General features: G+C 51.5%; 20 protein-coding genes. 4 read left to right on the top strand and 16 right to left on the bottom strand.

All coding sequences use genetic code 11. The annotated features are described in order from the left end of the window. Positions 1-24: 24 nt before the first annotated feature. The 13 genes from nuoK to EIH22_RS08025 form a co-directional block, all read right to left on the bottom strand. Entirely contained in the window at positions 25-324 is a 300-nt protein-coding gene (nuoK, locus tag EIH22_RS07965) for an NADH-quinone oxidoreductase subunit NuoK (RefSeq protein ID WP_124055284.1), read from the bottom strand. Further along, positions 324-1,286, bottom strand: a complete 963-nt coding sequence (locus EIH22_RS07970; protein ID WP_124055285.1) for an NADH-quinone oxidoreductase subunit J — start codon at positions 1,284-1,286, stop codon at positions 324-326. Before EIH22_RS07970 ends, nuoK begins: the two co-directional genes overlap by 1 nt. 8 nt (positions 1,287-1,294) lie before the next feature. Continuing rightward, entirely contained in the window at positions 1,295-2,002 is a 708-nt protein-coding gene (nuoI, locus tag EIH22_RS07975) for an NADH-quinone oxidoreductase subunit NuoI (protein ID WP_124055286.1), read from the bottom strand. Next, positions 1,995-3,320, bottom strand: coding sequence for an NADH-quinone oxidoreductase subunit NuoH (gene nuoH / locus EIH22_RS07980; RefSeq protein WP_124055450.1), 1,326 nt, complete (start codon positions 3,318-3,320; stop codon positions 1,995-1,997). Before nuoH ends, nuoI begins: the two co-directional genes overlap by 8 nt. A gap of 5 nt (positions 3,321-3,325) precedes the next feature. Further along, a complete protein-coding gene (locus EIH22_RS07985; protein WP_124055287.1) occupies positions 3,326-5,890 on the bottom strand; it encodes an NADH-quinone oxidoreductase subunit G in 2,565 nt (854 codons plus the stop codon). Next, positions 5,887-7,230, bottom strand: a complete 1,344-nt coding sequence (gene nuoF / locus EIH22_RS07990; protein WP_124055288.1) for an NADH-quinone oxidoreductase subunit NuoF — start codon at positions 7,228-7,230, stop codon at positions 5,887-5,889. Before nuoF ends, EIH22_RS07985 begins: the two co-directional genes overlap by 4 nt. Beyond that, positions 7,227-7,907 carry an NADH-quinone oxidoreductase subunit NuoE gene (nuoE, locus tag EIH22_RS07995; protein ID WP_124055289.1) on the bottom strand — a complete coding sequence of 227 codons (681 nt, stop codon included), beginning with the start codon at positions 7,905-7,907 and terminating at the stop codon, positions 7,227-7,229. The genes nuoF and nuoE overlap by 4 nt, the downstream gene beginning before the upstream one ends. Then, the gene (locus EIH22_RS08000) at positions 7,907-9,253 is read right to left on the bottom strand and encodes an NADH-quinone oxidoreductase subunit D (RefSeq protein WP_124055290.1); all 1,347 of its coding nucleotides are present in this window, start codon (positions 9,251-9,253) and stop codon (positions 7,907-7,909) included. The genes nuoE and EIH22_RS08000 overlap by 1 nt, the downstream gene beginning before the upstream one ends. Next, the gene (locus tag EIH22_RS08005) at positions 9,253-9,978 is read right to left on the bottom strand and encodes an NADH-quinone oxidoreductase subunit C (protein WP_124055291.1); all 726 of its coding nucleotides are present in this window, start codon (positions 9,976-9,978) and stop codon (positions 9,253-9,255) included. Before EIH22_RS08005 ends, EIH22_RS08000 begins: the two co-directional genes overlap by 1 nt. After that, the gene (locus EIH22_RS08010) at positions 9,975-10,532 is read right to left on the bottom strand and encodes an NADH-quinone oxidoreductase subunit B (RefSeq protein WP_124055292.1); all 558 of its coding nucleotides are present in this window, start codon (positions 10,530-10,532) and stop codon (positions 9,975-9,977) included. The genes EIH22_RS08005 and EIH22_RS08010 overlap by 4 nt, the downstream gene beginning before the upstream one ends. Further along, entirely contained in the window at positions 10,532-10,894 is a 363-nt protein-coding gene (locus tag EIH22_RS08015) for an NADH-quinone oxidoreductase subunit A (RefSeq protein ID WP_124055293.1), read from the bottom strand. The genes EIH22_RS08010 and EIH22_RS08015 overlap by 1 nt, the downstream gene beginning before the upstream one ends. Positions 10,895-10,997: 103 nt before the next feature. Continuing rightward, complete coding sequence (locus EIH22_RS08020; protein ID WP_124055451.1) at positions 10,998-12,281, bottom strand: NAD(P)/FAD-dependent oxidoreductase; 1,284 nt, start codon at positions 12,279-12,281, stop codon at positions 10,998-11,000. Between the two features lie 217 nt (positions 12,282-12,498). After that, positions 12,499-13,194 carry a demethylmenaquinone methyltransferase gene (locus EIH22_RS08025; protein WP_124055452.1) on the bottom strand — a complete coding sequence of 232 codons (696 nt, stop codon included), beginning with the start codon at positions 13,192-13,194 and terminating at the stop codon, positions 12,499-12,501. A gap of 40 nt (positions 13,195-13,234) precedes the next feature. On the opposite strand from EIH22_RS08025, the gene EIH22_RS08030 reads away from it, so the two are divergent. Further along, positions 13,235-14,632, top strand: coding sequence for an isochorismate synthase (locus EIH22_RS08030; protein ID WP_124055294.1), 1,398 nt, complete (start codon positions 13,235-13,237; stop codon positions 14,630-14,632). 76 nt (positions 14,633-14,708) lie between these two features. Here the strand turns inward: EIH22_RS08030 and EIH22_RS08035 are convergent, their stop codons facing one another. From EIH22_RS08035 to EIH22_RS08045, 3 genes are all read right to left on the bottom strand, one after another. Next, on the bottom strand, positions 14,709-16,274 hold the full coding sequence (locus EIH22_RS08035) for a S1C family serine protease (RefSeq protein WP_235001832.1): 1,566 nt from the start codon (positions 16,272-16,274) through the stop codon (positions 14,709-14,711). A gap of 137 nt (positions 16,275-16,411) precedes the next feature. Next, on the bottom strand, positions 16,412-18,061 hold the full coding sequence (menD, locus tag EIH22_RS08040) for a 2-succinyl-5-enolpyruvyl-6-hydroxy-3-cyclohexene-1-carboxylic-acid synthase (RefSeq protein WP_160149057.1): 1,650 nt from the start codon (positions 18,059-18,061) through the stop codon (positions 16,412-16,414). Between the two features lie 55 nt (positions 18,062-18,116). After that, positions 18,117-19,181 carry an o-succinylbenzoate synthase gene (locus tag EIH22_RS08045; protein WP_124055296.1) on the bottom strand — a complete coding sequence of 355 codons (1,065 nt, stop codon included), beginning with the start codon at positions 19,179-19,181 and terminating at the stop codon, positions 18,117-18,119. 62 nt (positions 19,182-19,243) lie between these two features. On the opposite strand from EIH22_RS08045, the gene EIH22_RS08050 reads away from it, so the two are divergent. From EIH22_RS08050 to EIH22_RS08060, 3 genes are read left to right on the top strand one after another with little or no spacing between them, the layout of a single operon-like run. After that, positions 19,244-20,242, top strand: coding sequence for a 1,4-dihydroxy-2-naphthoyl-CoA synthase (locus tag EIH22_RS08050; RefSeq protein WP_407640836.1), 999 nt, complete (start codon positions 19,244-19,246; stop codon positions 20,240-20,242). A gap of 50 nt (positions 20,243-20,292) precedes the next feature. Then, positions 20,293-21,561: an AMP-binding protein gene (locus tag EIH22_RS08055; RefSeq protein WP_124055297.1), complete on the top strand. Its 1,269-nt coding sequence runs from the start codon at positions 20,293-20,295 to the stop codon at positions 21,559-21,561. Positions 21,562-21,616: 55 nt separating this feature from the next. Beyond that, positions 21,617-22,492 carry a 1,4-dihydroxy-2-naphthoate polyprenyltransferase gene (locus tag EIH22_RS08060; protein ID WP_124055298.1) on the top strand — a complete coding sequence of 292 codons (876 nt, stop codon included), beginning with the start codon at positions 21,617-21,619 and terminating at the stop codon, positions 22,490-22,492. The last annotated feature ends 14 nt before the right edge of the window (positions 22,493-22,506 follow it).

The raw sequence follows: 22,506 nt of genomic DNA on the forward strand, positions 1-22,506 counted from the left end.
TCAAAAGGATCACACCTGCTTCCACTAATTTTTCATGAGGTTTGCGCCGTCAAGCGATGCAGACCTACGGGTACGGAATACGGACACAACAATGGCTAGACCAACCACAACTTCAGCCGCGGCAACTACCATCACGAAGAAGGCAAAAACCTGTCCTTCGAGGTTTCCCCACATACGAGAGAATGTAATAAACGCCAAGTTACAGGAGTTAAGCATTACTTCTACACCGAGAAGGGCAATAACGCCGTTTCGTCGAGTGAGAACGGTGGCACCGCCGATCACGAAGAGGACCAGTGCTAACACGATATATAGCATCAAATGCATCAGTTCTCCTCCTGAGCGTTGTTGTCGATTTCGGCAAGTGCTGATTCAAGAGTTTCAGGAGCCGACGCGGATTCAATTCCTTCGAAACGCTTCAAAGCTGCTTCGTGGTCAGGTGCCTTTTCTCCTGGCATTCCAGCAATTGTTGCCCGACCAATTTGACCGTAAGTGCTTGGACCTGATGGCAATTGACCACGAGTAATACGGGCAACGGTTTCAGGAGAAATCTCAGCAACTCGACGCTCTTGACCGCGAATCTTGAGGACTCGGTTAACCGAATTTTCAAGCGGCTGACCGTAAGCGGTAAGTGCCGGGTTAGTCGAAGAGTTCGATTCGGCGTATACGCCTGGGTTTGGAAGCTGGCCTGGGTGAACGCCTGCTTCGACGAAGTCTTGCATCTTCTTGTGCGCAAGTTCTTCTTGGGTCTGGCGCTCAGCAACACGATCACGGTGAGTAAGCGTCATTGCACCAAGTGCAGCCACGATCAAAAGCGTACCTGTGAGCTCAAGAGTCAAAACATGGTTGGAGAAGATTAATCGAGCAACACCCATAGGATTACCTTGAGCATTCGCCATTTCCAATCCAACCGCATCCGGCCACGTCGTCTTAAAGACAATCGCGGTCATGATCGCAAGCATTCCAAGTCCACCAAGGATCGCAACCGGACGCTGTGCTTTCAGAGTCTCGTGTCCCGAATCGGCAGAATCAACACCGATCAGCATGAGAACGAACAAGAACATCATCAAAATCGCGCCCGTGTATACAACGACTTGGGCCACTCCCATAAATGGAGCTTCGAGCATTGTATAGAGGAAGGCGAAACCAACCATCACGAAGATGACCGAAATGACGGTGTAAACCGCTCGGCGTGTAATAAGCAATCCGAAGATTGCAACAATAACCATCGACACCGCAAGGAGGGCGAACAGAATCGTCTCCCCCATTGAGATTTCGAGTGTTTCCATTGACGGCATCATTGGATGTCTGCCCCCTCGAATTCATTTCCTGTTACGGCGACGCTACCGAGCGATTCGTCATCTGGACGCGTAGAACGTACCCAATCGACCTGAGCTTCCGTTGGTCCAGTAACTCGACCCTTGTAATAATCTGCATCAGACGTGCCTTGAACCATCGGGTGAGGCGTATTTAGCATGCCTTCAGCAAGAGGAACCAAGAGATCCTGCTTTTCGTAGATCAGTTCTTCGCGAGTCTGACCAGCGATTTCAAACTCTGTTGACATCGTCAGAGCACGAGTCGGACATGCTTGGATGCAGTATCCACAGAAGATACAACGCAAATAGTTAATCTGGTATACACGTCCATAGCGCTCACCCGGCGAGAATTGCTCGTGCGGGGTATTGGCTGCAGCTTCAACGTAGATAGCGTCCGCAGGGCAGGCCCATGCACAAAGCTCACAACCAATACACTTTTCAAGGCCATCCGCGTAGCGATTTAACCGGTGTAAACCGTGGTAACGCGGGCGAAGTGGCACCTTGATATAAGGGTATTGCTCGGTGACCGTCGGTCGGAAAATCGTCGTAAAGGTGACACCAAATCCAGCGATAGGAGCAAGAATCTTCCCTAGTGGGCCCTTCTTGTTTGGGCTGTATAGTGCTTCATCTGGCTGCGCGAACTCAGAGTGAGTTGCCGGAAGGTTTTCGTTTTTCGTCTGTTCAGACATTCTCTGCCTCCTGAGTTTGTGGCGTTACTGCGTGAGCAACTTTGCGCTCGGCACGCGGAGACGGCGGTAGATGCTGTCCCGGAAGTGGTGGAACAGGGTATCCGTTTTCGAAACCATTAAATTCTTCGTGTTCACGAGCCTCAATTAACTCAGCTTGTGATGGCTTAACTGAGTCATCGCCGAGCGCCCAGATCAGCATGATCAAGGCAAAGCCGGTGGAAAGAATGGCAAGTACGTTCGTCATGTTGATTGGATAAACCATGTTCACACCAACAACGATCATGACGATCGTGAGCCAGATAAGGGCACTTGGGATAAGTCCTTTCCAACCCAATTTCATAAATTGATCGTAACGGAAACGCAATGCAGTTCCTCGTACCCAGACGAAGATACCCATGAAGATCCAAACCTTGATAATGAACCAAAGCATCGGGATCCAACCAACGTTTGGATCCCCACCCCAGAGGCTGTAGATCCATGTGACTATCGGACCTGCACGCCAACCACCAAAGAAAAGGGTGGTTGCGAGCATCGAGAGGTTGAGCATGTTGATGTATTCGGAGAGGTAGTACCAACCGAACTTCATCGAGGAGTATTCAACGTGAGGACCTGCAACAATTTCGCCTTCAGCCTCTGGAAGATCGAAAGGAAGTCGGTTAGCTTCACCAAACATCGTCACGAAGTAAACCAAGAAGGCTGGAGCCATGATAAAGATGTTCCAGATTGACTGCTGACCGGAAATAATTCCCGATGTTGCCATCGTTTGGTTAACGATGAAAATCGTTACTAGGGAAAGTCCCTGAGCAAGTTCATAAGAGATCATCTGGGTTGCAGAACGAACCGAACCGTAAAGCGGAAGAGTCGACTTAGCAGACCAGCCACCGAGCACCAGACCGTATTCACCAAGAGCTGCCACCGCCAATACGAAGAGCATAGCAACTGGTGAATCCGCTAGTTGCAGTGGTGTTACGTGACCGAACATCGAGACCGACGGCCCCATTGGGATTACTGCCATCAGTGTGAATGCACAGAGCGCGGAAACTGCCGGGGCAATGAAGTAAACGACTTTATCTGCTCCCTTGAGGAAGAAGTCTTCCTTAAAAAGAAGCTTGATTGCGTCTGGGAACGACTGCAAGAGACCAAGCGGTCCAACGGTGTTTGGACCGAGACGATTCTGCATACGTGCAAGCAAACGACGCTCGAACCATAGCGCGAAAATCACCGAAAAAATCAGGAACACAACAATGAAGACGGCCTTAATGACCCAGATCCACCATGTGTCGTTCGAGAAATCAGCTACGGCTGGATTTGCCATCATGATATTCACTCGGACACCTCCGAATTAGCAATTGTTACGGTTTCGCCGTATCCATTACCCAACATATGCAGGGATTGTCCCTTCGCATTTTGTGGAAGCCACACGACGTTATCAGGCATAGGGGCGGCGATAGCAACCTCAAAAGTCACCGTGCCGTTTGCACCAGTTACGTCCACTCGCTTCGAGATACCTGCTGCCTTTGCCGTTGAATCAGACATCACGGCTACGGCCTTACGTGCTGTGTTTGCAAGGTGCGGTTCGTGAGACTGAAGTGCACCGCCATCAAGCATTTGCTTCCACGTTGCGAGTACGACGCCGGGCTGGGGCGACTGAGCTGCAAAGTCTGGAAGCTCTGCACGGTGTCCGTCCCAAGCACGGAGCTGTGCGTATTCATTAACCGTCGCCTCAAGCGTATCCAAGCCGAGGTCTACACCCATCTCAGCTGCCAAATCATTTAAAACTCGACGATCTGGGAGCTGATTGGAGGTGATTACCTGACCGAATGGGCGCATGCGACCTTCCCAGTTAACGAAGCTTCCTCCCTTTTCTACCGGTGGAGCAACTGGGATAAGAACATTCGCGTACTCTGACGTAGTGGTTTGACGCACTTCGAGCTGCACAACGAACGCCTTATCCAAGGCTGCTGCTGCGTGACCCGGTAGATCGGAAACTTCTACGCCAGCAAGTAAGATCGCATCGAGTTCGCCGCTGCGTGCGGCTTCAAGGATCTCGTCAACGTTTCGTCCGCGTTCGGTTGGAAGGTTCTCCACGCCCCAAGCAGCTGCAACGTCTATTCGAGCCGAAGAATCGTTGACTAGGCGTCCTCCTGGGAGCAGATTAGGCATCGCACCGGCATCGACCGCACCGCGGTCTCCAGCTCGGCGAGGAATCCAAGCAAGCTTTGCACCTGTGCGCTTACTCAAACGAACCGCCGCGCTGAGCGCACCTGGAACGGCTGCTGCGCGTTCGCCAACCAAGATAACTGCTCCTGGCTTCTGAAGATCGCGGTAAAGCTGGCCGTAAGAATCTTGAGCAAATTCGGAAACTGCGTCTAGAACACTGGCTTCGGTACCGGGTGCCGCAGCGATGAAACGAGCGAGCATCTTCGCAGTGCCGCGAGTTTCGTATGCAGAGATAACTGATACCGACGTCGTCTTGGCTAGTGCCCCCTTACGAAGGCGCAGGAATAAAGTTCCGCACTCATCTTCCGCTTCGAGACCAACCGTCAAAACGTGGCCGGCGTTTTCAACCTGTCCGTAAGTCACACCCAAACCACGACCCGCTACCGCGGCAGCAAGGAATTCATTTTCTTCCTCGGTTACCTTGCGGGTACGGAAATCGATGTCGTTCGTGTTTAACACGACGCGCGCAAACTTTGAATAAGCGTAAGCATCTTCGATTGGCAGGCGTCCACCGACGATCACACCGACCTTCTTATTACGTAGACCTTCGGCGGCCGTTTCCATAGCGTCAAGCCACGAAACATTCCCGACGCCCGAAATCCGAGGGAACTTCAGCCGGTCAGGACCGTTCTGCCAACGGAAGGCGAAGCGATCCTTGTCTGTGATCCACTCTTCGTTAACGTCCATATCTTGCGCGGCAAGACGGCGTACGACCGTACCACGACGGTAATCAACTCGAATAGCTGCACCGGAAGCATCGTGTTCGGTAACCGATGGAACTGAAACGAGATCGAATGGACGAGCTCGGAATCGGTAAGAAGCCGAAGTCAATGCACCAACTGGGCAGATCTGAATAACGTTTCCAGAGAAGTAAGAAGCGAATGGACGGCCGTTTACATCGGCTTCAGCCGCTCCAACTGGACCGGCAGAGAAACCTGCTACGATCCCAGCCATTCCTTGTGGGCCAGCGTACTCGTTTGCTGCTCCGAAATCGTGCTGACCGTCGTCTCCCGCAAAATCGAGGACGTTACCGTCAAAGTTTCCGATCTGGGACCCATGCAGGCCATGGTTGCCATAACCTGGGGTTCCGCCGCCTCGTCCCTGGAGCTGAATGAATGCGTCACCCGCGATCTGGGTTGAGAAGCGCGTACAACGCTGACAAAGGATACAGCGATCACGATCAAGCAAGATCTGCGATGAAACCGAAATTGGCTTCGGATAGGTACGTTTCACGTCGATGAAGCGGGACTTGGTACGTCCATCGGTCATTGCTTGGTTCTGGAGAGGGCATTCTCCACCCTTATCACAAACTGGGCAATCCATCGGGTGGTTGATGAGCAAGAACTCCATTACGCCGTGCTGTGCTTTTTCGGCTACGTCAGAGCTCTTGGCACTGTAGACTTCCATATTCGGAGATACCGTAACTGCACAAGCAGGCTGAGGCTTTGGCATCTTACGAACAACGCCCTCGCGGTCAGGTGCTGCTACTTCAACCAGGCACTGACGGCAAGCCGCAGCTGGTGCAAGCAATGGATGGTCACAGAAACGTGGGATATGGACGCCTACCTGTTCGGCGGCTCGGATGATCAAAGTTCCCTTAGGAACAGAAACATCTTTGCCGTCGATCTTCAACGAAACCATATCGACATTTGTTTCAGTCGTTGTCATTGAACACCTACTTCACTGAAAAGAGCAGACTTAGCAACCGGATAGAGCTCAGAGCAGGGGGTATGGTAGCCAGCTTCGAACTCATCACGGAATAGATCAATCGCAGATTTAATCGGCGTTGCAGCAGCATCACCAAGAGCACAAAACGAACGACCCTGAATGTTATTAGCGATTTCGTAGAGCAAATCTACGTCGCCTTCCTTGCCCTTACCCGCTTCGAGACGATGCATGATTTGACGCATCCAGAATGTTCCTTCGCGGCAAGGCGTACACTTTCCACACGATTCATGCTGGTAAAAATCAGTCCAGCGCGAAACGACTCGTACCACCGAAACGGTTTCATCGAAAATCTGGATTGCACGGGTTGCAAGCATCGATCCCGCTTCCATAACTTCCTCGTATCCAAGTGGAACATCGAGGTGATCTGGCGTAAAGAGCGGGGCAGAAGAACCACCAACGGCAAAAAACTTCAATTCGTGTCCATCGCGAATACCACCGGCAAGCTCAAGAAGCTCACGCATGGTAATTCCAAATGGTGCTTCGAACTGACCAGGATTCTTGACGTGACCGGAGATTGAGAAAATTCCGTGTCCACGTGAATTCTTGGTGTCCTTACCCATTGCGGTGAACCAATCGACACCGTGGTTGATAATTCCTGGAATCGAGGCGATCGATTCAACGTTGTTTACAACCGTTGGACGAGCATAAAGGCCGGCAACTGCAGGGAATGGCGGCTTGAGTCGAGGCTGACCACGGTAGCCTTCAAGCGAATCAAGCAAAGCCGTTTCTTCGCCACAAATGTAGGCACCTGCTCCAGCATGAACCGTAATATCGAGGTCGTAGTCTCCATTAGGACCGAGCCCCTTACCTAAGATTCCGGCTTCCTTGGCTTCGCGTACCGCTGCAAGCAAGCGGCGATATACGTGCACAACTTCACCACGCAAATAAATGAATCCGTGGTGTCCACCGATCGCCATCATACAGATAGCCATGCCTTCAACCAGAAGATGAGGATTCGCCATCAAGAACGGGATATCCTTACAGGTTCCTGGCTCAGATTCGTCGGCGTTAACCACCAAGTAACGTGGACCACCATCTGGAGCAGGAAGGAACGACCACTTCAATCCGGTCGGGAAGCCAGCTCCTCCACGACCACGAAGACCAGATTCCTTAACCAAATTGGTAATGGAGGCATCGTCTTCAGCCTTCATGGCCCAAGCCTTCTTGATTGCCTCATAGCCACCGTTGGCACGGTAAGTATCAATTGTCCATGAGCGCTCTTTATCCCAAGCGTCGGAAAGAACTGGTGTAAGCACACTCGGTGCAGAATATGCGGTCACTTGCTTTCCTCTCCTGTTGGCTGTGGAACAGTCCAATTGTTTTCACGGGCAATGCCTAGACCACGCAATGATGCTTCGCCTGCAGCAGGTCCTTCGTTGACGTGTCCGTCCTCGAAACCAGCTAAAACACGTGAAATTTCTTTGAAAGTGCCAACCTTGTCCGCACCACGGCTCGGATGAATATCCTTACCGGCACGAATATCATCTACGATCTGCTTTGCAGACTCTGGAGTCTGGTTGTCGAAGAATTCCCAGTTCACCATGACCACTGGCGCGTAGTCACAGCCAGCGTTGCATTCCAACTGCTCAAGCGTGATCTTTCCATCTTCAGTAGTTTCATCGTGGCCAACTCCCACATAATCGCTGAGTTCTTCCCAGATGATATCTCCACCCATGACGGCACACAGCGCGTTGGTGCACACGCCAACGTTGTATTCTCCATTTGGATGACGACGGTACTGTGAATAGAACGTCGCAACCGCAGAAACCTGTGCTCGCGAAAGACCAAGGATATCGGCAACAAGCACGATTCCTCGAGGTGAGCAGAATCCGTCTTCTGACTGAATAAGGTGAAGCAACGGCATGATCGCCGAACGTGACTGCGGGTAACGCGCTACTACCTTCGCAGCGTCTTCACGTAAGCGAGACTCTACTTCGGGGGTGTAATTTTCGGCCATCAGCGGTCCACTCCTCCCATAACTGGATCGATCATTGCCAGCGCAATGATCGTATCGGCAAGCATGCCACCTTCGGCCATAACACCTAGCGACTGCAAGTTGTTGAAACCGGCATCACGGAAGTGAGCACGGTACGGACGCGTACCGCCGTCAGAAACTAGGTGAACGCCCATAACTCCCTTTGGATGCTCAATGAGCTGGAATACCTGACCCGCAGGAACACGGAATCCTTCGGTCACCAGTTTGAAATGGTGGATAAGGGATTCCATGGACTCAGTCATAATCTCTTGAACGTGAGCTGGGGTTTGGCCCTGCCCATCGGACTGAATCGAAAGCTTGGCAGGCCAAGCGATCTTTTTATCCTCAACCATTACTGGTTGACCAGCGGTTCTTTCGAGCTGATCGAGGACCTGGTAGATGATTCGAAGCGACTGGTAGCACTCATTGAAGCGAACTAAAACACGGTTATAGGCATCAGCCTTATCGGCTACCGGCACGTCAAACTCGTACTTTTCGTAGCCGCAGTAAGGCTGAGTCTTGCGCAGATCCCATGGCACACCAGCTGCACGAACGGATGGACCCGTCATTGACAGAGCCATCAGCGAGGAAAGCGGTGATACCGCAACATCCACGTGACGCATCTTGAAGATCGGGTTAGCCATCGTCAGATCTTGCATTTCAGAAAGCGTGAGGCGGATCTTAGGCAGGAGTTCCTTGATGTATTCAATTCCGCCTTCTGGAAGATCTTCGAGCACACCACCTGGACGAATGAATTCGTGGTTCATTCGAAGACCCGTAATATCCTCCATGATTCGCAAGATGTCTTCGCGAGCACGGAAACCGAGGGTAAGCATCGTAGTGGCACCCAGTTCGTTTCCGCCTGAACCGATTGCAACAACGTGAGAGTTGATGCGTCCAAGTTCCATCAAGAGAACACGAATTGCGCTCGCACGCTCTGGAATTTGATCTGTGATGCCCAGAAGTTTCTCAACAGCTAGGCAGTAAGCAACTTCCTGGAAGATCGGGGCAACATAGTCCATACGAGTACAGAAGGCAACGCCTTGCGTCCATGTACGGTACTCCATATTCTTTTCGATTCCGGTGTGAAGGAAGCCCGTAGCTGCACGAATTTCCTTGACGTTTTCGCCGTCCATCTCAAACTGGCAACGCAATACACCGTGGGTCGCCGGGTGAACCGGTCCAAGGTTAATGACGATGTGTTCTTCGCCCAGTTCTTCTGCTTGACGTGCGATTGAAGCCCAGTCACCGCCGACTGCATCGAATGAGGTGTACTGAGCTGCTTCTTCATCATTGAGCGGCTTTGTTGCACGAGGTGAATCGGTCATCAGTTGTACTCCCTCCGAGTGTCAGGTGGCGGAATAACAGCACCCTTGTATTCAACTGGAATACCTCCAAGTGGGTAATCTTTGCGCTGTGGATGGCCAACCCAATCATCGGGCATCGCGGACCGTGCCAAACCTGGGTGTCCATCAAAAATAATGCCCATCAAGTCAAATGCTTCGCGCTCTGGCCAGTCATCACCTGGATAAACAGGAACGATTGACGGCATATGTGGATCAGATTCCGGTGCGGTGACTTCCAAAGCGATCATGCGATTGTGAGTGATCGAGAAGAATGGGAAGTAACCGTGAAGTTCACGGCCCTTGTCCTGTGGATAGTGAACCGCTGAAACACCAAGCGACATTTCAAAGCGCAGATCCTGATCGTCGCGAAGATATCGAGCAACGTCAAGCAAGCGCTCACGTTTAATGAAGATGACTAGCTGACCGCGGTCAACTACTACTTTCTCGATGACCTCGGATTCTTCGTATCCGTCTGTCTTCGCAAGCTCAATGATCACGTCAACGACGGCATCAAACCATCCACCGTAAGGACGAGCGGACGGTGCTGAGATCGCTACAACTTCACGCTGTCCCGAGAATCCTGTGGTGTCGCCTGAACCCTTGACGCCCCACATTCCCGAACGTGAAGTAAGAAATTCCGCTCCAACCGGTGCACCGGCGTCGGAATTTGGCTGAGGGGTTACTACCCCATCAATGTTTTCCGTCATGCAAGGAGTCCCTTCTTCAACTCAACCGGCTCAGCCTTAAGTGCTGCTTCTTCAGCAGCACGGCACATATCGATGCGATCCTGGCCAATTGGTGCCTTCTCCATGAGCTGGTTACGAAGCTCAAACACGGCGTTAATCAACATATCCGGACGTGGTGGACAACCCGGAAGGTAGATGTCCACTGGAACAATGTGATCAATTCCTTGGACCAACGCGTAGTTGTTGAACATTCCACCCGATGATGCACACGCACCCATCGAGATAACCCACTTTGGCTCCATGAGCTCGTCATAGATATTGCGAACAACCGGTGCCATCTTATGGCTAACACGACCGGAAACAATCATGAGGTCAGCGTGACGTGGGGATGCACGGAAAACTTCCATGCCGATTCGAGAAGCGTCGTAGCGGACAGCACCGAACGCCATCATCTCGATTGCACAGCACGCAAGACCCATCGTCACAGGCCATGGAGAACGAGCGCGTGCCCAACCGAGCACGGCTTCCATGGTTGTGAGGCCAATTCCTTGAGGAATCTTTTCTTCTAGACCCATTATTCACTCCATTCCAGTCCGCCACGGCGCCATTCGTAAATGAAAGGAACCGTAATGAGGAATACAAACGTCGCCATCGCAACCAAACCGAAGAGCCCTAATTCTTCGTGGCTTACCGCCCACGGGTAGAGGAAAACAACCTCAATATCGAAGATGATGAAGGTCATTGCGGTGAGGAAGTACTTGATCGGGAAACGACCTGCTGATCCTGCATTTGGAGTTGCTTCGACTCCGCACTCGTAATTGAGGACCTTAACGCGGTTGTACTTCGTTGGACCTAAAATTGCGCTTGCGCCAAGACCGCCAAAGGCGATGACTGCAGCCGCAATAATCATCACTAAAAGTGGAATATAGGGGTTCATTTAGCCTCCACTTGCCATTTATTGAAACAGTGCGTATTTCTACGCAATAAACCACCTCTAAGCGTATCGCTTTGGGTAGAAAAAATCTGAGTATAGGTACAAATCACGCCTTTGGCACCACCTTGGTGAGGGCGGTAATCAATCGATCCATCCAGTCGCCATCGCGTCGATCGTAGGTATCAGACAGAAGCTTCATAACCAGTTTCATCAGCGTCGGGTGAGGTAAACCGTACTTAACGCAGATGTGCATGATTTCTGGACGCTCGATAAGAGCAGCAAAAACGCGACCCAAAGTATAGTAACCGCCGAGTTCTTCACGCATTTCTTTCGGATACTCAAGCATGACGCGATCCTGTTGACGTAAGGTCGGACGGCCCAGCGCCTGCGCGATATGTTCGGCGACGACACGTCCCGATGCCAGGGCGTAAGCAATGCCTTCACCATTGAACGGGGAAATCATTCCACCGGCGTCGCCGATCAAAGCGAGACCGTTTTCATAGTGAGGCTTGCGATTAAAAGCCATCGGGAGCGCAGCTGAGCGTAGTGACCCACGCTGGTTTTCTTCGGTGAATCCCCATTCTTCAGGGACGTTGCGCATCCACGTCTGAAAAACTTTTTTATAGTCGACGCCGGTGGGCTTAGCGGTGGAAGACAGCGATCCAAGTCCCACGTTTACTAGTCCGTCACCAACCGCAAATACCCAACCGTATCCAGGCAGAAGGTCCGATTCTCCAGCTTTTCCAGACCAAAGTTCGAGGTGCGATTCCATCATTGTGGTCGATGCCAATGGCGATTCGAAGTAGGTGCGAACCGCAACACCCATCGGGCGATTCATAATCTTTTCGCGGCCAGCTGCAGTAGCTAACCGAGCAGAAACACCGCCAGCATCAATAACAAAACGCGCTTTGAGATCGAATTCTTCGCCACGTCCACCCTCAGTGGTTTTACGTGCACGAACACCAATTATGCGACCTGAGCGTTCATCGGTGAGCGGACCGGTGACGGTTATACCTTCACGGAGCTCAACCCCTGACTTTTGTGCAAAAGTAATGAGCTTATGATCGAGATCTATGCGAGCTCGCGCCGTGCCATAATTCGGTTGCGACGCTAAATCCGGCCATGGGACTTCAATTTCGTGCCCGCCGCCATAGGCACGCACACCATAGTTTCGAACCCAGCCTTCTTCCTCAGGAATAGCAAATCCCATCCGGATGAGTTCGGAAACTGCGCGTGGAGTCAAACCATCGCCACAGACCTTATCACGCGGAAAAGCGGACTTTTCAAGCACAACTACGTGGAGTCCATATTGTCCAAGATAGTGTGCTGCTGCTGATCCGGCAGGACCCGCACCCACGATTAGCACGTCCGCTTCCTCAGCGAAGGTCATCATTCACCGCTTCCAATATATTTAGCAATAAAATCACGCTATTTTGAACATACTTCCTGTGGAAGTCTACGTGGTTTTGAAAAGGGATTACACCTAGAATTAGAAAAATTACGAAACAAAAATGTATCGTAAATAGGTATTTGGTCCTTAGGTCACATCGTCCCAAAGCTCAGGACGTTTTGTACACCCTGTCTGAGCACAACCAACACACCAAAACTCACAGTGGTTTACGTGCACGATGAAGAGCAACGATCCCATTTGTAAGGTTCTTGTACTCCACAGCTTCCCAACCGGCGGAAACAATTTTTTGAGCAAGTTCTTCTTGCGTTGGCCATGACAGAATCGATTCCGCCAAGTAGTCGTAAGCAACAGCGTCGGAAGAAACTAGGTCCGAGATCGCCGGCATCGCCACGCCAAGGAAGAACTTGTAAAGATTTCGGAAAACCGAGTTGGTTGGTCTGGAGAACTCGCATACCAGCAGAGTTCCACCTGGTTTCGTTACTCGACACATTTCAACCAGAGCAACTTCCGGTTTCGAAACGTTTCTCAAACCATAGGAAATTGTGGTTGCATCAAATGAAGCATCTGCGAAAGGAAGATTCGTCGCATCGCCCTCAACAAAAGCGAGTTCTGGGTAGCGCCGTTTTCCCTCTTCGATCATTCCGCGCGAAAAATCACACGCAACAACGTCACCACCCTGACGCGCGTAGTGCGCCGATGATGTACCCGTGCCTGCTGCGAGGTCAAGAATCTTCATTCCTGGGTATATATCCAGCGCTTGCGTCGTCGTCTTGCGCCAAACATGGACCAATCCGCCGGTGAGAACGGTGTTAGTGAGGTCATAGTTTTTTGCGACTTCGTCGAACATTCCCGATACATCATCGGGATTTTTTGTAAGTGTAGCTCGCTTCATATTAAGCATTTAACCACTATCCGACGTAACATCGTTATTTGTGTTGACCATTCCACATCTACGTTCGCAGACCTCTGCACTTCCATTTCTGCCTAAGCTCGAGGACCTATTCACCTCACCTAGGCAGCAACTTGCATGGATTCATGGAGAGGACGGCTTCGTTGCGGCCGGTACCGCCGCTCGGAAAGACTACACTCCAGCGTCGTCCGATTCATCAACCGCGCGCTTCGAGGCATTGACGCAGTGGTGGCAAGCCCTTGAGGACGACGCCGAGGTACGCGACGAAGTTCGCACCATTGGTACCGGTCTTCTTGCGTTTGGATCGTTTAGTTTCGCACCTCATTCACCTGCTGGTTCATCGCTTATCGTGCCACAAGTTTTGGTTGGCCGTCGTCAAGGCAAAGCTTGGCTCACGATCATTGGTCCAATCGACGACGACGTATTCAACACTTTGGCACCGGAGGCTCAGGCTCTCTTAGATGCAGTTTTGAAGAGAGAGCATCAAGAATATGGTGAGTTCACCGTCGATTCAGTGGAAGAAATTCCCGATGTTCTCGAGTGGCAGGCCCAGGTCGAACGTGCTTCTCAAACCATTCGCGCTGGCGAAGCAGACAAAATTGTTCTTTCCCGGACGCTTGCTTTGCACACGTCTACTCAGATTGACGAGCGGCAGATTCTTTCGCGCTTACATCAGAAGTATCCATCTACGTGGATTTTCGCAATTGATGGGCTGATTGGCGCCAGCCCAGAGATGTTGGCGGCGTCGGCAGCAATCATTGATGATTCACCGTTATCTGGCACCGAAGGGAACAAGGTTTTTGCACGCGTCCTAGCAGGCACGTTACCGATTCAGCAAAACTCTGATCCCGCAACTGGATCTTCGCTTTCGCATAATGCCTACTCTCACGCCGAACTCGATGAGAAGTCACGTCTATTGACTGCTTCAGAAAAGGATCAGTTAGAACACCAGGTGGCCGTCGAGTCCGTGGTTTCTACTTTGACTAAAGTTGGCAAAGTAGAAACCAGTGGAACTTTCGTTCTCACCCTTCCAAATGTTTTGCACTTGGCTACAGACGTAGTTGCTGACCTCTTCGATTCGTCGTCGATCATCGACATCGCCGGTTTGCTCCACCCAACTGCTGCGCTCGGTGGATCGCCTAAAGACGCCGTGCTAGAAATTATTGACACCATCGAAGTAACTGATCGTGACCGCTACGGAGCGCCGGTAGGTTGGATTTCTTCGGGTAACTTCGGCCAATGGTGCGTGGCGCTACGCTGTGCTCGAATAGATTCGAACAACACTGCACGCGCATGGGCTGGTGGCGGCATTATGGGAGATTCTGTCCCATCAATTGAACTCGCTGAAACAGAAGCTAAGTTCGAGCCGGTTATGGACGCCTTCCAGATTACTGACTTCTATGATTCCACACGTAAATGACGGTGGTAAGACTCATTCGTAAAGTGTCTCACCACCGTCATTAGGCATTGGCACAGGCCATGCAAACCATTAAAATTTAGCGTTGCTGGCTATCTGGCCGAGTTGCCAAAGTGACATCAACTTCCTGCAAATCACCATTGCGCTCAAAGGTTACTGTGACTTTGTCTCCCGACTTGTATTGGCGGGTGTAGCCAGTAAGAGCCGCCGATGACGCAACCGGATTTCCATTAATGGCAGTAATAACATCACCAACTTGGATATTTGCTTTTGCGGCAGGAGTCCCTTGTTCTACCGACTTAACCTCAGCGCCAAGCTTGGACGTTCCCTTAAATTCAGCAACACCGTCCGCGATTGTTACCCCAAGGAAAGCATGCTCGGCGCTACCCTTTTCCACAAGCTGCTTAGCAACGTTTTCGGCAAGATTGATCGGAATTGCAAAACCAAGACCAATTGAACCTGACTGGGCAGATCCACCACCCGAAAGACTTGCAATCGACGAAGCAATACCGATCACTCTACCGTTCGCATCGAACACGGGACCGCCAGAATTTCCTGGGTTTACCGCTGCATCAATCTGAATGGCATTCGTGACCACTCGAGTCTGCGCGCCGGTTTGTTCGTTTGCGCCGGACGTTTGCACTGGGCGGTTAAGAGCCGAAACAATTCCCGTGGTCATGGTTGAAGAAAGCCCAAGTGGATTACCAATTGCGGCAATATTATCCCCGACTCGTACCTTCGACGAATCGCCCAGCGTGGCAACAGTTAAGTCCTTTGGAGCATTATTCAAGGCAATCACAGCTAAGTCGGTTGCCGGATCTTTACCAACTACTTTGGCATCAAAAACACGTCCATCAGCCAAAGTAACCATTAGTTTCTCCGCGCCAGCCACCACATGGTTATTGGTAAGGATATGGCCCTTTTCATCAAAAATAACACCAGATCCAGCGGCTTCCCCTCTCCCGGTGTTCGCATTAATGGCAACGACGGACGGGCCAACCGCGTCAGAAACCGCCTGCCAATTCGGCGCGGCACCTTTGCTATCCACAACTGGTTTAACCTCAGGTTTGTGTTGGACCATGGAAGCTGGCCGAGAACCTTCGTAGCGGAGCGTCATAGCTCCGACACCGATACCTCCACCTGCAAGAGCAGCAATAACTGAAGCAGCTACAAGCGCTGACCACCCCGGACGCGATTTTTTTCGTGACTTCGACTCGTTTTCAACAACGCCGCCGGCGCCCGGTCCAAAAGTTGAAGGATTGCCAAAGGTATGGGTGGCTGGTTCGTTACTGAAATTATTAGTGGCTGAACCATCACCGAAGCTAGTAGTTGGAGGATTAAAAGAGCTTGAGCTTTCCGTTGGAGAACCCAGATTTCCGCCCGAGTACGAACTAGAACCAAATGGTGGCACAGCGGATTGTGGCATAACTGGTGGCCGGGGCGCATTAGCTGGTGGCGCTGGCGCAACGGGAGTTTGCGTCGTCGGAGCTGAGGCTTCTGAACCAAATTTAACTGGCTCTGTAACCACTTCGCCGTCAGGACGGTAATTTGCAATCACTGGACGCTGTGAAACCTCACGTCGCTCACTCGGAAACTGAGGCTCGCCCTGGACGTCCTTCTCAATCATGTTCTCTTCGTTCGACATATCCTTACTTCCTCAAAACATTTTGTTTGCGTGGTTTGGGAAAATACCCACCACTACTAGTTTCCTGACTGATATCACTAGCAAACCATCCCTAGCTTCACACTCCTTGGGATGTTTCTGGACATTTCCTGGAAAGATTATGCTTGGAGCATATTCACGATTCGCGAACGCAGATCCGATCGCTTACCACGCATAATACCCACTTCCTCACGTGGAAGGTTAACAACAAACACTTCAATACCGCCGGTAAACTCATCTAATTCATCATGAAGAGTGAGCGGGTCTCCTGACGCGATCCTGCACGTCATATCCACACCCAGCGCCTTGACATACTTGACGTAATCAAAGGTCTTTTCGGTACGAAATACCCGATCAAATACTTCAGTATCCCCTGCACCGTACTCCAAGGTCGCGAAAAGCGAACCACCGGCATCGTTAATCACAACAACCTGAATGTCTGGCAAGCGTGCCTGGTTGGATGTCTTTACCAAAGCACCTAAATCATGGATAAACGTCAAATCTCCTACGACGACGCGCACCGGTTCTTTTTTCGCCAGGGCCATTCCGATCGCAGTCGATACCGTTCCATCAATCCCCGCTAAACCGCGGTTTGCAGAAAACACTTTCCCCGGGCAATCTCCGTAGAGGTTCACCTCACGAATGATCGACGAAGCTCCGAGCATCGTAGTAATCGACGACTGTGAAATTGCTCTAGCAATTGCTGGGAAACCGAGCTTCCATTCTTCTTTGTGGAGATAGCGACGCACCTTGGTCGATGCCACTTCCCACTCCCTAAACCTTTGCGGATCAATAGTGAGCCAAGCTGGAAGAGATTCGAGATCAACAACCTGAGCAGCATTTCCCGAGACATCGGTATAACTCGGCTGATCATCCATCACAACTACTTCTACCTCTGCGTTTGCAAGGAGTCTTGAAACTTCACGGGTAAGAGTCGGATGTCCAATTACCACAGCGCGTTCAACACAGTTGCCCAGTGCAGAACTTAGCAAAATCGGGTGGGAAGTAACTGCCTGCGGAAGGCAACGAAGCGAACTCGAAGGTTCAGCCAAGACTGGAATTAAACCGATTGTTTCTCCGAACGCTTGAGCTTGCGCAGGAGACGCAACCACTTGAGATGGACCAGCAACGATAACCGTACGCTTCGCCGGCATATCGGTTGGTTTTTGCAAGGGACCACCTTCTACATTTCCCAGTTCGTGGACCGAACCCCACTCTGATTCCGGAACCAGCGGATCACGGAACGCAAGGTTGATATGCACCGGACCACAACCGCGACCACCGGCAAATCCCTCTCCCTTTGCAATACGGCAAGTGCGCACCAACTGATTTTTCAAAGAATTTTCGCTAGGCAGATCAGTGGGAAGGTCCACGGAGTGAAGAACCGAACCAGCTAAAACCGCACAATGATTAGTCGTCTGAGTAGCTCGAACACCTCGCATTTCATGTGGACGATCCGCCGTCAGGAACACAATTGGAATTGCGCTGTGCAACGCTTCTTCGGCTGCCGGGTGGAGATTAGCGACGGCGGAGCCTGACGTCGTCACCACTGCCGCGGGCACACCTTCCTTACCAAATCCCAAGGCAACGAAACCTGCAACACGTTCGTCGGTCTCTATGTGGAGATCCACAACTCCGGCATGTTCCGCCTGCGCCAGTGCAATCGCAAGCGGCGCAGACCTTGAACCTGGGCACAGAATGAAAGTGGAAATACCTTCCCTGACCAAGCACTCGATCGTCGTTCTTGCAGTAACAGTTGAAGAATTCATTTTCTTACGTCCAATAAAATCTTTGTTCTCAATTGTCGTTCTTCCGGATGTTGTTTCATAAATCCGGCCACCTAATAACCGAATCTCTTGCGATAAAGCCATCGTCAACCACTATCTGCCACATTTTCTTAATACGACCTCTCCATTTTTCGGTGGTCTCCTTGCTCGTACAAGCATGAATCCGCTCTAGGTCCGGTTCCACCTCACGAATTTTTATCGCGCCGTTTCGAGCTTTTAAGGGCTCTGAGGTCACATCAAATTTCAGCAACGAAGCAGTCCCTAAACCGCAGGCGTGATTGAGTTCGCAAAGAGCGCCAGCAAGCCCGAGTCCAGCACGCAAGCCTACCGATGATTCAAGGGCAGACGAAACCACCACCGGCATTTCAAGTTCGTGGATAAGTTCCAAAGCAGCTCGTACCCCACCAAGCGGTTGATTTTTCAATACCACCACATCTGCCGCTTCTTTTTCTTTCACCAAGAATGGATCTTCTGCGCGGCGAATTGATTCGTCGGCGGCAATAGGAACCTCGACCTTCCTCCTAACCGTGGCAAGATCATCGACATCCATCACAGGTTGTTCAACATACTCCAGCCCACACGCAGCTTCGTCATAGCGCGGAATCAGCTCAATCGCCTGATCTAGATCCCATCTACCATTGACATCAATTCGAATTTTCGACTTTGGACCAAGTGCCTCACGTACCGCTCGCAACCGAGCCAGATCGTCGTCGGCACTGTGACCCTGATCGGCAACTTTGACTTTTGCCGTTGTTGCCCCCAGACCTTGGGCGAAACGGTACGCCTCCTGCGGCCCAACAGCGGGCACGGTAACGTTCACTGGGATTTGCATACGCTCTGGCGCAGGTAAACCTCGCACAGCATGATCGAGTGCTCCGAATAACCAGCGTGCCGAATAGGCATCGTCGTAATCCCAAAAAGGTGAAACCTCTGCCCAACCGGCGGCACCCCTCAATAACACCCCTGAGCGGTTCGTTATCCCGCGAAATCTCGTCACTAAAGGCAACTCGTAAACGTAAGCATCAACCTCTACAGTTTCCTGACGGAGCTCATCGAAAACTTGAGGACGGAAAACTGATTCAAAGAAACGTGCGGACTTCACATAGTCAAGGATAATTGCAACGCGATGCGAATGCGTAGCGAGTTAGGTGGCACAATGAAAGTATGAGCGAATCACAAGTGACGGAATTACCGAAAAAAGTTTCAGAAATTTTTGACCCGCGCCGCTGGCGTTCTATTGAGGGCTTCCCCGATTCTGACATTACGTATCACCGTGGAGTACACCGCAAATTCGATTCGCAGGGCAATGTTGTTTCCGAACACGATCTACCCGTGGTCCGAATTGCTTTTAACCGCCCAGAAGTGCGCAATGCTTTCCGTCCCGAAACAGTTGATCAGCTATACAAAGCCCTTGACCACGCACGTTTGACGGGTGCCGTGGGCAGCGTGATCCTCACGGGTAACGGTCCTTCTCAACGCGACGGCGGTTGGGGGTTTTGTTCCGGAGGCGACCAGCGAATTCGTGGTCGCGACGGTTATCGTTACGACGGCGGCGGCGATGATTCTGCGATCAATCAAGCAACCCGGGAATCAGTAGACCCTGCTCGGGCTGGACGACTCCACATTCTCGAAGTTCAGCGTCTGATGAGGAATTCAGGGATGGTTATAATCGGAGCTATCTCAGGGTGGGCAGCAGGTGGCGGGCACTCGCTCAACGTAGTCTGTGATCTTTCCTTAGCTTCACTCGAGCACGCCCGTTTCATGCAAACCGATGCAAACGTAGGATCTTTCGACGCCGGGTACGGATCAGCACTACTGGCACGCCAAATCGGAGACAAACGCGCTCGTGAAATCTTCTTCTTAGCGCGCGAATACTCAGCACAGGACGCTGAGCGATGGGGCGTTGTTAACGAAGCAGTTCCTCACGCCGATCTCGAGGAACGCGCTTTAGAATACGCTCGATTAGTATCGACAAAGTCTCCGCAGGCAATCCGTATGTTGAAGTTCGCCTTCAACTTGGCTGATGATGGATTAGCTGGTCAACAAGTATTTGCAGGCGAAGCAACTCGCCTGGCCTATATGACTGAAGAAGCCCAAGAAGGACGCGATGCCTTCTTACAAAAACGCGATCCCGATTGGTCCTGCTACCCCTATTACGCCTAGATCAGCGCCTTACACCTAGGGCAGCACCAATTTCTGTCGAAAGTGATACTTTGAAGGACAACAAATCTACCGCCATAACCATCGTGGAAGGCGGAGTTGGGAACGCAGCACTCACGCGGGTTACCACTGCGGTGAAAGATGCCCTTCACGCGGTTTCCAGCGGACTCTCCCCCGCCCCTCTATTCCTAGTGACTCCCGGAACCAATCCAGCTGAGATAAAAGCGGAACTTTGCCAGTTCCAGTTACCGTATGGAACAGGCGTATTAATGCGCACCTCAGGCTCAACAACTGGTCAAGGGAAAATCGTAGCGCTCTCGTGGGATTCTTTGCTGGTGTCTGGCCGGGCTACACACGACTACCTGGGCGGAGAAGGTATTTGGCTCAACACCTTACCTTTGCACCACATCGCGGGGTTTCAAACCGTGGTTCGTACGGTTTCGAGCGGTTTCGAACCACTTAGTGTGGACTTTAACAACATCTCCACCTTGTGTGATGCTTTGAGTGCTTCTCCTGCAAACAAGCACTATCTCTCGCTAGTGCCAACTCAACTTACTCGCTTGCTTAATAGCGAAGTTGGCACAGATTCACCTCCGCCACTGCACCCAACAATTCCTCTTTTAGGGAAGCTTCCTATCGACGCAGTTGTGTTGGGCGGAGCAGCTAGCTCCACATCTCTGCTGAAGCATGCTCGCGAAACAGGATTGACGGTCGTAACTAGCTATGGAATGACGGAAACCTGTGGCGGATGCATCTACAACGGCGCACCGATTGGCGATACCCAGGTACAGATAACAGAAAACGGGCGGATCGATCTTACGGGGTCTGTCGTCGCCCTTGGATATCTGGGCGACGTTGAACCGGAGGCATTTACGTCTACCACCAACAACGAAACTGAAGTGAGTAAACTTTCCATGCGCACGCATCGAACCAAAGACGTGGGCGTGCTCCATAGCGACGGAACCCTCGAAGTCTTAGGAAGAATCGACGACGCCATCACTACTGGTGGGCTGACGATCATGCCTCGTTTGATTGAAGCTGCAATTTCCGATCTTTGTGCGATCGAATCGGTGGTCGTCGGCATGCCCGATCCAGTCTGGGGCGAAGCCGCCGTAGCAGTGATGGCTAAACCTTTCCCTACCGATGAACTCAAGAAACGCTTAGCTACCCAGCTCGAACGTGGGTGGGCGCCGTCGTACTTTATTACCCTTCAGGAGCTTTACAGTGGAAGTTCGGGTGAAACTTCGTGGCCTCTAACCGACTCAGGAAAAATCGATCGTCGCATTATACGTCACACTGTGATTGACCACTTTAATCGCTGATTTTGCGCCTTCGCTCAGTACAATAAAGTGAACATTTAGCTTAAAGTAGGAATTCATGGCATCTTATTCGGATTGGCTCGAAGGAGCCCGTATTCGCACTCTCCCAGCCGCCGTGGCACCCGTCATCGCCGGTGCAGGAGTCGCTGTAACCGAAGGCGCATTTTCTTGGACGCGCACACTTTTAGCTGCTTTGGTAGCACTTTTCCTTCAAATCGGCGTGAATTTCTCAAACGACTATTCAGATGGGGTCCGCGGAACCGATGAACACCGTTCCGGTCCACCACGTCTAACGGGTGGAGGGAAAGCCACCCCTTCAACCGTGCTGGCTGTAGCCTTCGGATTCTTCTTCGCGGCCGCCGTTGCTGGACTCGCTCTGGTAGCCTTGTGTGGCCAATGGTGGCTCCTCATCTGTGGCGTTGTGGCGATCCTCGCAGCTTGGTTTTATACCGGTGGTAAAAATCCTTACGGCTACTTGGGGCTCGGTGAAATCTTCGTCCTGGTATTCTTTGGCTACATGGCAACCGTAGGTACCGTTTACACCCAGTCGGGCACAGCACCGTTACTAGCTTGGGTAATCGCAACGGCAATCGGTTTGATCGCATGTGCCTTACTGATGATTAACAACATTCGAGATATCCCTACCGATCTCCAGTCAGGTAAACGTACGCTCGCAGTTCGCTTGGGTGACCGTGTTGCACGTCTAAGTTTCGTAGCAATGCTCGTTGTTCCGCCAGTTATCACCGCGTTTATCGGATTCTTTACTTACCCACTATTGATTACAACATTGTTACTGCTGGTAGTTGTTCCGGTGATGAGCCGTCCGGTTTTGGTGGGTGCTCGTGGCCGTGCGCTCATCGTCGTCTTAAGAAATACCGGCTTTTACGAGCTTGCTTACGCGGTTCTTATTACTCTGCTCCTAGTTTTATCCTAAGAGGATAAACAGAC

Origin of the sequence: Arcanobacterium ihumii (assembly GCF_900604515.1) — a bacterium.
GTDB classification, from domain to species: Bacteria; Actinomycetota; Actinomycetes; order Actinomycetales; family Actinomycetaceae; genus Arcanobacterium_A; species Arcanobacterium_A ihumii.